Annotated in this window: 9 protein-coding genes; 5 read left to right on the forward strand and 4 right to left on the reverse strand. The window is 62.7% G+C overall.

Going from position 1 to position 12,706, the window contains the following annotated elements:
- Positions 1-83: 83 nt before the first annotated feature.
- Positions 84-1,043, forward strand: coding sequence for a LysR substrate-binding domain-containing protein (locus ACFE8X_RS17005; RefSeq protein WP_375452685.1), 960 nt, complete (start codon positions 84-86; stop codon positions 1,041-1,043).
- Here ACFE8X_RS17005 and rarD read toward each other — a convergent pair.
- From rarD to ettA, 3 genes are all read right to left on the reverse strand, one after another.
- On the reverse strand, positions 961-1,899 hold the full coding sequence (gene rarD, locus ACFE8X_RS17010) for an EamA family transporter RarD (protein WP_375452686.1): 939 nt from the start codon (positions 1,897-1,899) through the stop codon (positions 961-963). The genes ACFE8X_RS17005 and rarD overlap by 83 nt on opposite strands.
- A 172-nt stretch (positions 1,900-2,071) precedes the next feature.
- A complete protein-coding gene (locus ACFE8X_RS17015; protein ID WP_375452687.1) occupies positions 2,072-2,905 on the reverse strand; it encodes an alpha/beta fold hydrolase in 834 nt (277 codons plus the stop codon).
- Between the two features lie 59 nt (positions 2,906-2,964).
- Positions 2,965-4,620, reverse strand: a complete 1,656-nt coding sequence (gene ettA, locus ACFE8X_RS17020) for an energy-dependent translational throttle protein EttA (protein WP_375452688.1) — start codon at positions 4,618-4,620, stop codon at positions 2,965-2,967.
- A gap of 290 nt (positions 4,621-4,910) precedes the next feature.
- Here ettA and ACFE8X_RS17025 point away from each other — a divergent pair, with 290 nt between their 5' ends.
- The 3 genes from ACFE8X_RS17025 to ACFE8X_RS17035 all read left to right on the forward strand — a co-directional run bounded on the left by ACFE8X_RS17025 (position 4,911) and on the right by ACFE8X_RS17035 (position 8,613).
- The gene (locus tag ACFE8X_RS17025) at positions 4,911-5,804 is read left to right on the forward strand and encodes a TolB family protein (RefSeq protein ID WP_375452689.1); all 894 of its coding nucleotides are present in this window, start codon (positions 4,911-4,913) and stop codon (positions 5,802-5,804) included.
- Positions 5,805-5,904: 100 nt separating this feature from the next.
- Positions 5,905-7,269 carry a M16 family metallopeptidase gene (locus tag ACFE8X_RS17030; RefSeq protein WP_375452690.1) on the forward strand — a complete coding sequence of 455 codons (1,365 nt, stop codon included), beginning with the start codon at positions 5,905-5,907 and terminating at the stop codon, positions 7,267-7,269.
- A gap of 3 nt (positions 7,270-7,272) precedes the next feature.
- Positions 7,273-8,613 carry a M16 family metallopeptidase gene (locus tag ACFE8X_RS17035; RefSeq protein ID WP_375452691.1) on the forward strand — a complete coding sequence of 447 codons (1,341 nt, stop codon included), beginning with the start codon at positions 7,273-7,275 and terminating at the stop codon, positions 8,611-8,613.
- Here the strand turns inward: ACFE8X_RS17035 and ACFE8X_RS17040 are convergent.
- Positions 8,582-10,750 (reverse strand): FdhF/YdeP family oxidoreductase, encoded by a 2,169-nt coding sequence (locus ACFE8X_RS17040; protein ID WP_375452692.1) that lies wholly within the window; start codon positions 10,748-10,750, stop codon positions 8,582-8,584. The genes ACFE8X_RS17035 and ACFE8X_RS17040 overlap by 32 nt on opposite strands.
- 854 nt (positions 10,751-11,604) lie before the next feature.
- On the opposite strand from ACFE8X_RS17040, the gene urtA reads away from it, so the two are divergent.
- Positions 11,605-12,706: urea ABC transporter substrate-binding protein (gene urtA, locus ACFE8X_RS17045; RefSeq protein ID WP_375452696.1), on the forward strand; the 1,102-nt coding region annotated here is incomplete at its 3' end.

The raw sequence follows: 12,706 nt of genomic DNA on the forward strand, positions 1-12,706 counted from the left end.
ATTCTAATGTGTCCCTGTTTTGGGCCAACAAAGTTCATTAGGCAAATTGATTGATCTTCTTATTGCGATAAGCTGCCCCTATTATGACAATCTCGCTCAAGCAAATGCGCTATGCGGTCGCGGTCGCCGATTTCGGCCATTTCGGTCGCGCCGCCACCGCCTGCAATATCAGCCAGCCAGCCTTGTCCCAGCAGATCGCCCAGGTCGAAGCCGAGTGCGGCACTGCCCTGTTTGACCGGCTGACGCGCGCCGTCCGCACCACGCCCTTCGGCCGCGAATTTATCGAGCGTACCCGCCTGGTGCTCGACAGCGCCGGTGCCCTTGCCGCCTTTGCCTCGGGTCACGCCGGCGAGCCGCAACGCCCCTTGCGCTTCGGCCTCATCCCCACCGTGGCGCCTTATCTGCTGCCCGAAATCTTTCCCGCACTGACCACCGCCCTGCCCGGCCTGCAATTCACCATTAGCGAAAACCGTACCGATGCGCTGCTCGCCGGCCTCGTGGACGGCAGTCTCGACATCGCCCTGATCGGCACCAGTCCACCCACCGACGGCCCCAAGCTGGCCAGCGCGCCGCTGTTCGATGATCTCTTCGTTCTGGCCACCAGCCACGACGAGGTCACGGCGATCCCGGTAACGCTGGCCACGTTGCGTCCCGAGCGCATTCTTTTACTGGACGAGGGTCATTGTTTCCGCGACCAGACCATCGCCGCCTGCCGCCTGGATGCCGACCCCGCCGGCCGCACCTTCGCCGCCACCTCGCTCTCCACCATCGTCGAATTCGTCGCCAACGGTCAGGGGGTAACGCTGCTGCCCACCATTGCCCTGCGCAAGGAGGCCAATGATCCACGCATCGCCATTCATCCCCTCGCCGCCCCCGGCGCCGGCCGCCGACTGTCGCTGGTGTGGCGCGACGCCACGCCCTTTGCCGCCCAATTCACTCGAATCGCCGAGGTGATCCGCGCTACGCCGCCGCCAGGCGTGGGCGCCGCCGAAAACTATCCGCCGTATACACCGCCAGCGACAGCCAGATCAGCCCGAAGCTGAGCAGCCGCACCGGATTGAGCTCCTCATGGAACAGGAATACTGCGATCAGAAACTGGATCGAGGGCGCAAGGTATTGAAACATCCCGATCGTGGTCAGCCGCAACCGCTGCACCGCAAAGGCGAACAGCAGCAGCGGCACCGCCGTTGCTGGCCCGGTCAACACCAGCAGCAGCAGCGTCTGCGGATCGCCATGCACCCCGACGCCCACCGTGAACAGATTGTAGCCGATATAGACCAGCGCGATCGGCGCGATCATCAGCGTCTCGGCAAACAGCCCCGTCGCCGGCCCCAGCATCGCCGTTTTGCGGAAATAGCCGTAAAGCCCGAAGCTCACGGCCAGGCCCAGCGCGATATAAGGCACCCCGCCCAGCCCGGCCGCCTGGATCGCGATCGCGACCACCGCAATGGCGATCGACACCGTCTGCCACCGGTTTTGCCGCTCGCCCAGGAGCACCATGCCCATGGCGATATTGACCAGTGGATTGATGAAATAGCCAAAGCTGGCCTGCAGCAATTGCCCCGCTTCGACAGCATAGACGTAAAGCAGCCAGTTGAACGCCAGCAGCACCGCCGACAAGAAGAGGATGCGCACCTTGCGCCCGTCGCGCAGAAACGCCCGCACTTCGCCGAACTTGCCCGTCACCGCCAGCACGACCGCCAACAGGATCAACGAATAGACCGTCCGCTCGGCCACGATCATGATCGAGCCCACGGCCTCCAGTGGATGGATCAGCAGCGGCAGGAAGCCCCACAGCAAATAGGCGACCAGCGCCGCCACAATGCCATTGGCGGCATCCTTGGCCTGGATGGCGGAAACCGGCGCAATCGCCTCGGACGCTGATTCTGGGAGGGACATGAACAACTCCACGCCTGTGCGGCGCCCTAAAAGCCCCTGATAGCAGCGCCGCCCCGCGCCCGCCAATGAAGCTTTGTGATTGCTCTACCGCCTTTTGGTGATGAGCCAGGATCCTTGCGCAACCGGATAAAGGTGCCTGCCTAGCCACCAAGTTCCAAGACCCGGCACGGCCTCATTCCTGCTCGTCGTCCTCATCCTCACCCATCACTGCATCGAGAAACTCGACCAGCAGGGGATTGACCAGATCGGGCCGCTCGATGCTGGCGATATGCGCGACGCCTTCCAACACCACCGCGAAGGCATTGGGTATTTCTTCGGACAGATCGTCATGCCGTTCGATCAGGCAGGAAAAATCCTCGTCTCCCACCACCAGCAGCGTTGGTGTACCGATCTGGTGCATTCGCGGCCAGGCATCGGGCGACCTCTCGGCCTGCGTTAACGCCGGCTTGCGCAGCACCACGCCATTCATGTCCAAAAATAGCTCCCGCGCCGCGCCGCGCACCCGCCCATTGGCCGCCCGCGGCCCATCGAGCCATTCATGCGCCTGCACTTTGTTGAGCATATCCAGATCGCCGCGCTCGACCGCGTCCTCCTCAGCCATTTCCAACTGCCGCTCGGCCTGCGTCGCCTCCCAGGGCGCGCCCGTGATCGACGTGCCAAACAAGGCCAGCCCCATCACCCGCCCGGGATGGCGCAGCGCGAAATCCACCGCCAGCCCGCCCCCCATCGAACACCCAACCAGCACCGCCGCATGCACCCCTCGTGCGTCCATCACCGCCGCGAGATCATCCACGTGATCGAACGCCACATCCTGTGAAACCGCTTCTCCATAACCGCGCCGATCATAGGCAATGGCATGCCACCCCTCCTCGGCCACCGCCTCTATCTGGCTCAGCCACATCCGCTTGTCGCACACCCCCGCATGCAAAAAAACCACCGCCAACCCCTCGCCCACCTCGACGGCCGCGAGCGTCCCGCCCGGCACGTCAATGGAAAACGGCGTCACCCCCCGCCCCAAGAGCATCCAATCCTCCAGACAATCTGCCGGGGCGAGACCCCGCTCCCCTACCGTGTCAGCGGCTTATACGTCGCACGCTTCGGGTTCACCGCGTCGGCGCCCAGGCGCCGCACCTTGTCCGCTTCGTAGTCCGCAAAATTCCCCTCGAACCATTCGACATGGGAATCCCCCTCGAAGGCCAGCATGTGCGTGGCCAGCCGATCGAGGAACATGCGATCATGGCTGATGATCACCGCGCACCCCGCGAATTCTTCCAGCGCTTCTTCCAGCGCGGCAAGGGTTTCGGTGTCGAGATCGTTGGTCGGCTCGTCGAGCAGCAGGACGTTGGCACCGCTCTTGAGCATCTTGGCCAGGTGCACGCGGTTGCGCTGCCCGCCCGAGAGATTACCCACCTTCTGCTGCTGGTCGCCGCCCTTGAAGTTGAACGAGGACGTATAGGCGCGCGAATTGACCTCGCGCTTGCCCAGCAGCAGGATTTCGTCGCCCTCCGAGATTTCTTCCCAGACGGTCTTGTTCGGGTTGAGGCTGTCGCGGCTCTGGTCGACATAGCCCATATGCACGCTGTCGGCGACGCTCACCGAGCCGGCGTCGGGCGCCTCCTGCCCGGTGATCATGCGGAACAGCGTGGTCTTGCCCGCTCCGTTTGGCCCGATCACACCCACGATGCCGCCCGGCGGCAACTTGAAGGTCAGATTGTCGATCAACAGCCGATCACCATACGACTTCGTGACGCCTTCGATATCGATCACATTATTGCCCAGCCGCTCGCCGGCCGGAATGATGATCTGCGCCGTCGATGACTGGGTGCGCGCCTCGTTGATCTTGACCAGTTCCTCATAGGATTTGAGGCGGGCCTTGGACTTGGTCTGTCTTGCTTGGGGAGATTGCCCCATCCATTCGCGCTCGCGCTCGAGCACCTTGGCGCGCGCCGCGTCCTCGCTTTTTTCCTGCGCGAAGCGCTTGGCCTTCGCCGTCAGATAGGCGGAATAATTTCCCTCGTAAGGCACGCCGCGCCCGCGGTCGAGCTCCAGGATCCAGCCGGTGACATTGTCGAGGAAATAGCGATCATGGGTGATGATCAGCACCGCGCCCTCGAACTCGCGCAAATGCCGCTCCAGCCATGCGGTGGTCTCGGCGTCCAGATGGTTGGTCGGCTCGTCCAGCAGCAACAGGTCCGGCTTGCTCAGCAACAGTGCGCATAGCGCAACCCGCCGCCGCTCGCCGCCCGACAGCTTGGTCACGTCGGCATCGCCCGGCGGGCAGCCCAGCGCTTCCATCGCCACTTCCACCTGCGATTCCAGGTCCCACAGGTTTTCCGCGTCGATCTGGTCCTGTAGCTTGGATGCCTCGTCGGCAGTCTCGTCGGAATACTCCATCATCAATTCATTATACCGATCAACGACGGCCTTTTTTTCCTTGACCCCGGTCATCACATTGCCGAGCACGTCCAGCGCCGGGTCCAGCTCGGGCTCCTGCGCCAGGTAGCCAAGCTTGGCCCCCTGCGCCAGCCAGGCTTCGCCACCGAATTCGGTGTCGATCCCGGCCATGATCTTGAGCAACGTCGACTTGCCTGAGCCGTTGGGCCCCAGGACGCCGATCTTGGCGTCGGGGTAGAACGACAGGTGGATATTGTCCAACACCTTCTTGCCGCCGGCATAGGCTTTGGACATTCCGCTCATGTGATAGATGAATTGGCGAGCCATCGGCTGCAAACCTTCGGTAACGGGAACACGATTTTGGCCCCGTATGTAGGGCAAGCCCTCCGGCGCGGCAATCCTGTTCAATGCAGACACCCTCATCCGGCCCTTCGGGCCGCCTTCTCCCCGACGGGGGAGAAGAACGAAAGGCATCGCGCCTTCTATTCCTCTCCCCGTCGGGGAGACGGGTGAGGGTGCCTGCTCGCCAATTCACATACCGTTGACTGCGCTCTGGCGCTCAATCACACGCTGCGCTACGTTGAATTAACGTTCATACAAGCTCGAGGCGTCTCATCTTGCCCTTCACCTTTCCCCGCCGCGGCCGCACCCTCTCCCCCGGCCAGCGTTCCGAACTGACCGTCATCGACCTGGATGGCCATGCGTCGGTCATCCTCACCGCCGATGAAATCATCGAAGCGCCCAACTGGTCCGCTGACGGCCAGTGGCTGGTATTCAATGCCGGCGGCAAGCTGTTCCGCATTGCCCCCAACGGCGGCGACATCGCCCCCATCGATACCGGCCACCTCGCCGATCTCAACAACGACCACGTCCTGGCCCCCGACGGCTCGACCATCTATGTCAGCTCCGACGATGGTCACCTCTATGCCGTGCCCTTTGCCGGCGGCACCCCGCGCCGCGTTTCCAATACCCACGACACCCCGTTCCACTATTACCTGCACGGCATCGCGCCCGATGGCAAAACACTGAGCTACGTCGCCATCGAGGGCAAGGGGCCAGACCGCCGTGTCAACGTCTTCACCATACCTGCCGCCGGCGGCCCCGATACCCGCCTCACCGACCTTTCGGTCCCCAACGACGGCCCCGAATATTCGCCCGACGGCCGCTGGGTCTACTTCAACTCCGAACTCGCTGCCAGCCAGCCTGGCCACGCCCAGGTGTTCCGCATGCCCGCCGATGGCAGCGCCGCTCCCGAGCAATTGACCTTCGACAACCTGGTCAACTGGTTCCCCCACCTGTCACCCGATGGCAGCCAGGTCGCCTTCATCAGCTTCCCCGAGGGCACGCTTGGCCACCCCGCCGACAAGGACGTCCTGCTGCGCTTGATGAACCCCGATGGCGCCAGCCAGCGCACCTTCGCCAGCCTCTTTGGCGGCCAGGGCACCATCAACGTCAATTCCTGGGCTCCCGACAGCAAGCGCTTGGCCTACGTCGCCTATCCCCTGGCGTAAAGGAGCAGGCGCGCACCGTCACCAGGCTCGACTTCGCCACATTTTGCCCCCTACAAGGCTTTGCTTCGCCATCCCGGGCGAATGCGAGCCTGGAGCCCTGATGGTATCGACGATTGGACTGGCGCGCGCCCTTGCCCTGGCCGCCTGCATGGCCGGGCTCGCCTTGCCCACCCTCGCGCAAACCCCGGCCCAGGCCGAGGTGGCTCATTACGTACTCGACAATGGCCTTGAAATCGTAGTCATCCCCGATCACCGGGCGCCCATCGTCACCCATATGCTGTGGTACAAGATCGGCAGTGCCGACGAGCCACCCGGCAAGTCCGGCATCGCCCACTTCTTCGAACATCTGATGTTCAAGGGCACCAAAGCGCATCCGGCCGGCGAATTCAGCAAGGTCGTCAGCGATGTCGGCGGGACGGAAAACGCGTTCACCGCCAATGACTACACCGCCTATTTCCAGATGGTCCCGCCCGACGCTCTGGCCACCATGATGCGCTTTGAGGCCGATCGCATGCGTGGCCTCGTCCTGTCCGAGGATGTCATCGACGCTGAGCGCGACGTGGTACTCGAAGAGCGCCGCTCGCGCATCGACAGCAGCCCGCGCGCCTTGCTGCAGGAAGAAGTCGCGGCGACGCTCTATCAAAATCATCCTTACCGCATCCCGGTGATCGGCTGGCTGCACGAAATGGAACAGCTCAATCGCCGCGACGCCGTCGCCTTCTATGACCGTTACTATGCGCCCAACAACGCGTTGCTGGTGGTGGCTGGCGATGTCGAGCCGGCCGATGTGCTGGCCATGGCCCAACAGACCTATCGCCTGGTCCCGCCTACCCCAGATCTGCCGCCCCGCCTGCGCCCATCCGAGCCCGAGCACGACACCGCGCGCACCGTTACGCTACATGACCCGCGCGTCGGCGTGCCCGCCTTCTCCACATCCTGGGTCGTACCCACCTACAACAGCGCCGCGCCGGGCGAAGCCGAAGCGCTCGATCTCCTGGCCGAAATTCTCGGCGGCGGTATCCGCAGCAGGCTTTACCAGCAGGTCGTTGTCAAAACCGGCATCGGCGCCGCCGCCGGCGCAGCTTATGATTCAGGCGCCTATGATCCCAGCGGCTTCACCGTTTATGGCGTGCCCCAGGGCAATGCCACATTGGCGGCCGTCGAAGCCGCAGTCACCGATCAGATCGCGATGCTGATCCGGGACGGCGTCACCCCCGCCGAACTCGAAAGCGCCAAGACGCGCTTCGTTCGCAGCCTGGTTTTCGCGCGCGACCAGCAATCGGACATGGCCAATCTCTACGGCCGCGAATTGAGCACCGGCGGCAGCGTCGAGGACATCGCGCAATGGCCCGACCGCATCCGCGCCGTCACCGCCGAACAGGTCCAGGCCGTCGCCCGGCGCTATCTCGATCCGTCGGTGGCGGTCACCGGCTATTTGCTGCCTCCCGCCGTGCAAGGACAATAGAACATGCTCGCTCGTTTTCTTGCTCTGCTCGTCACGGCTGTTCTGAGCGTTGTTCCCGCCCATGCCGAAGTGGTGTTCCAGCAGGTGACATCGCCCAAAGGCATCACCGCCTGGCTGGTCGAGGATTATTCAGTTCCTGTCGTGACCATCCGCTTCTCCTTTGCCGGCGGCAGCGCCCAGGATCCGGCCGGCAAGGAAGGGTTGGCCAATCTGATGACCAGCCTGTTCGACGAAGGCGCCGGCAATCTCGATAGCGATGCGTTCCAGATCAGGCTGGACGACGCCGGCGCCGAGATGGGTTTCAACGCCGACATGGACGGTGTGTATGGCTTCATGCGCATGCTTGCCGACCATCAGGCCGAAGCCTTCGATCTGCTCGAAATGTCGATCGAAACTCCAAGGTTTGATGAAAATCCGATCGAGCGGATGCGCAGCCAGATCGTCTCGGGCATCACCGCCAACGCGCAAAATCCCGAAACCGAGGCCAATCGCCAATGGGCCAGAACGCTTTACGGCGACCACCCCTATGCCCGGCCGGGCGATGGCACGATTGCCAGCCTGGCGAGCATCGGCCCCTCCGATCTGCGGGCATTTCACCGGGCCATGTTCGCGCGCGCCAACCTGCATGTCGGCGTCGTCGGCGCCATCGCTGCGTCAACGCTCAAGACCCGGCTCGATGAGCTGTTCGGCGACCTCCCCGAACAACCGGTGCTGGCCCCGATAGCCGACATCCAGCCCAGTCTCGGCCAAAAGGTGACGATCGACTACGACCTGCCGCAAACCGCTATCTATCTGGCTTATCCCGGCGTCGACAGCAACGAGTCCGACTTTTTTGCCGCCTATGTGATGAACTACATCCTGGGTGGCAATTCCGGCTCGCGCCTCTTTGCCGAAGTGCGCGAAAAGCGCGGCCTCACCTATGGGGTCAGCTCGTCCCTGCAAGGCTCCGAACACGCCGATTCGCTGATCGTGGGCACCGCCACGCGCGCCGACCGGGCCGCCGAAACCCTCCAGGTGATCGAGAATGTCATCGCCGACATGGCGAGGAACGGTCCCACGCCAGCCGAACTTGCCTCGGCCAAGAAATATATTATCGGCTCCTACGCCATCGAGAACATGAGTTCCTCGATCGCCATCGCCAGTACCCTGGTTGCCCTGCAGGACAATGGCCGGCCCATCGACTACATCGCCAGCCGTCCCGCCCTGATCGATGCCGTCACGCTCGACCAGGTCAAGGCCGCCGCCGTCAAACTGCTGACTGCCAAGCCGACCATCCTGCTGCTTGGCCCGGCCGCAGAGCCGGCCGCGCCGGCTACGCCTCGATCCACACCGGCACCGACTTGAACGCCGGGGTCTTGCTGCGCGGGTCGACCGTCGTCCCCACCAGCACATTGGCCTCGGGATAATAGGCCAACGCACTGCCCCGCGGCAGGTCGAACGCCCGCACCACCCCGCTCATCCGCCCGACCACCGATGCCACCGTCACCACCTGCCCCTCGCTGACCCCGAATGCCGCCATGTCGGCGCTGTTCAGAAACACCGCATCTCGCCCCGCGCCGCCGCGATAACTGTCATTGTCCTCGTAGATTATGGTGTTGAACTGCCCCTCGCTGCGCACTGTGGCCAGCAGCAGCTTGCCCGGCGCCAACACCGGCAACGGCGTCACCACGAAATGCGCCCGCCCGTCCAGCGTGCCGAATTCGGGCAGGTGCATCACCCGCTGCTTGATGTGAAATTCCTCCTTGGCCACATCGATATCGGCCAATTGCTCCATCCCTGGTACGATCGCCGCAATCGCCTCGCGCACCTTCGAATGCCGCGCGAACGCCTTGAAATCGATCACCGAATCCGGCAGCAACCGGCTGGCGATATCGCACAGGATCTGGCTCTCGGGCCGCACGGTTTCCAGCCGCCTGATCCCGCCATCGCTGAGCCGCACGTAGTTGAACATCGATTCCTGCGTCGTCGGCTGCCATTCCTCATCCCGCGCCGTGACCGGCAGGATCAGCACTTCTCCCTCGCCCAGCCCATGCACATGGCCCTTGTTCAGCGTCGTGGTCAAAAACAGCTTGAAGCCGATCGTCCCCATCGCCCGGCTGGCGAATTCGGTGTCCGGCGTCGCACCCCACAGATTGCCGCCCATGATCACGGCAGCATCCATCTCGCCGCGTTCCGCCGCCTTGAGGCACGCCATGGTGTCCATGCCCTGCTGGCTCGGAAAGCTCATCCCGAATGCGCTTTCCATCTTGCCCAGCACGTCCTTGGCTAATACCGGCTTGACCCCGATCGTGCCGATGCCCTGCACATTGGAATGTCCCCGCAGCGGCAACAGCCCCGCGTAGCGCTTGCCGATCATCCCCCGCAACATCGCCAGGTTGGCGATCGCCTCGACATTGGCGACGCCATGTACATGGTGGGTCATCCCCATGCCCCAGGCGAACACGGCGTTCTGCGCCTGCCCGTAACGCTGCGCGATCTCCTCGATCCGCGCTTGCGACACCCCGCAAGCGGCCTCGATCTCGTCCCATCCCAGCGCCGCTACGTCATCGCGAAACGCCGCGTAGCCGCTGGCGTGCGCCGCAATGAATTCCCTGGCTTCGAGCCCCGCTTCGATCACCGCCTTGGCAATGCCCTTGAGCAGCGCAATATCCGAGCCGATGCGCGGCTGCACATAGTCCGAGGCGATCTCGCTGCCGCCCTTGAGCATCGAACTGGGCGACTTGGGCACCGCGAACTTGACCAGCCCCGGCTCCTTGGCCGGATTGATCACGATCACCTGTCCGCCCCGCTCGCGGCAGTTCTTGAGCATATGGATGAAGCGCGGATGGTTGGACGACGGATTGGCGCCGATCACGAAGATCAGGTCGCACCCCGTCAAGTCCTCCAGCTCGATCGTTGCCGTACCCGACCCGATCGTGGTCTTCAGCCCCTCGCTGGTCGCCTGATGGCAATAATACGAGCAATTGTTGACGTTGTTCGTCCCATAGGCGCGCGCCAGCAGCTGGAAGATAAATCCCGCCTCGTTGGACGATCGCCCCGACGAATAAAAAAAACTCCGCTGCGGATCGGTTACCTTGAGTTGCGCCGCCGCATGCGAGATGGCGAACTCCCAGCCCACGGGCTCGAACCTGTCCGCCCCTGCCGCCTTGAAGATCGGCATGCCCAGCCGCCCGAGCTTTTCCATCTCGCGCCCGCTCAACTCGCCCAATTCGGCAATCGAATGCTCGAAAATCGGTCCGGGAATCGCTGCCTGCACATCGCTCGATTGCGCCTGCACGCTCTTGTTGCAAACCGAGGGGAACTCATCGAGTTCGTTGGTCATGCCGCCGCGCTGCCCGCCCATGCCATAGGCACATGCCTTGCAGGCGTTCTTGGATGTCAGCGCCTTGGCCGCCTTGCCGACGCCCATGCGCCCCACGGTCCGCAGCGTATAGAGAACCTTCTTGGGTCCACCGCCAACGATCGGCTTCTGCTCGGCCATTATATTTCCGCCATCCTGACCGCAACCGCTTTCGTTCCTGCCAATCAGGACGAAGCGCGCCATTGTCTTTTGAACCCGGCGGTCCATTCAAGCAAGAAGGCCCCGGCACAATTGCCGAGGCCCTTTTCAATGCAACGCTGACGGCTTTAGAACGTGCAGCACTACCGTGCCATCGCGCGCGGGTCGCCCGTCACCGCCCGTGCGATATTGGCCTGGCTGATCGTCCAGTTGCTGCATTGGGCACGGATTTCGTGATGACCTGTGACGAAACTGGAGCCGCATCGCCACTCTATCGATGACCCGTTTTTAACGCCATGGATGGAAAAAAAAAGGGCGCGAAACCGAAGTTTCGCGCCCCCACCGGAGACACCACAAAGGAGCGTCAGCCTCTGCGGCAGTCCGCCGATCGTATGGCGCCCGTGGAGGGGGCGGGCGCCATTTCGATCACCGCCAGATATTGGTGCATTGGCGGTTCTCACACTCAACGGTGCGTTCCGCCAACGGTTCCGCCACCAACATCGAATGCCCTATCAAACTTGCAACCATACGATCCAGACGTGTTGGCGTCTTAGCACAATCGATAAGCGTCACGCTCGCCATGCTCAAACCTTAAGCATGAGTAGACATACTTGCCTAAAGAACCAGCATCACCCGAACGCCAATGCGTGCGGAACCTCACCCCTGCCCCGCGTTAATCCCACTCCCATCAATTGAATCAACTCATTAGCCATCCGCGCCAAGCAATGGCACGGGCTTTGCAATTTAGTCTCCGGTGCAAACACACATCTGTCGGAGGTAATATGACAGTCGTAAACCGCATGATTGCGGGCCTGGGGCTCGGCGTGACGTTGACTATGGGGGCATTGGCCGTTCCGGCTTTCGCGCAGGACGACACCATCAAGGTGGGCGTGCTGCATTCGCTGTCGGGCACGATGGCAATTTCCGAAACCACGCTGAAGGACACCATGTTGTTCCTCATCGATGAGCAGAACAAGAAGGGCGGGCTGTTGGGCAAGCAGCTCGAAGCCGTCGTCGTCGATCCGGCCTCCGACTGGCCGCTGTTTGCTGAAAAAGCGCGCGAGCTGATCGCCGTTGATGGCGTCGCCGCCGTCTTCGGCTGCTGGACCTCCTCGTCTCGCAAATCCGTCCTGCCGGTATTCGAGGAACTGAACTCCATCCTTTTCTACCCCGTGCAATACGAGGGCGAAGAATCCCAGCGCAACGTGTTCTACACTGGCGCCGCCCCCAACCAGCAGGCCATCCCCGCTGTCGACTACCTGATGGAAAACGAAGGCGTCGAGCGCTGGGTGCTGGCCGGCACCGACTATGTCTATCCCCAGACGACCAACAAGATCCTTGAGCAGTACCTCAAGGACAAGGGCGTCGCTGCCGAAGACATCATGATCAACTACACCCCCTTCGGCCAGTCCGATTGGCAGACCATCGTCACCGACATCAAAAATTTCGGCTCGGCCGGCAAGAAGACCGCCGTGGTCTCCACCATCAATGGCGATGCCAACGTGCCGTTCTACAAGGAACTCGCCAATCAGGGCATCAAGGCCGAGGACATTCCTGTCGTCGCCTTCTCGGTCGGTGAAGAAGAACTTGCCGGCTTCGACACCACCCCGCTGGTGGGCCATCTGGCCGCCTGGAACTACTTCCAGTCCGTCGATGTCCCCGCCAATGCCGAATTCATCTCGGCCTGGCAGACCTTCATGAAGAACCCCGAAAAGGTCACCAACGATCCGATGGAAGCCACCGTCATCGGCTTCAACCTCTGGGTCCAGGCCGTCGAAAAGGCCGGCACCACCGATACCGATGCGGTCCTTGATGCCATTATCGGCCTCGAAACCCCCAATCTGACCGGTGGCACTGCCACCATGCTGCCCAACCACCACATCACCAAGCCGGTGCTGATCGGCGAAATCCAGGCCGACGGCCAGTTCGAAGTCGTGT

Origin of the sequence: uncultured Devosia sp. (assembly GCF_964244875.1) — a bacterium.
In the GTDB taxonomy this organism is placed as follows: Bacteria; Pseudomonadota; Alphaproteobacteria; order Rhizobiales; family Devosiaceae; genus Devosia.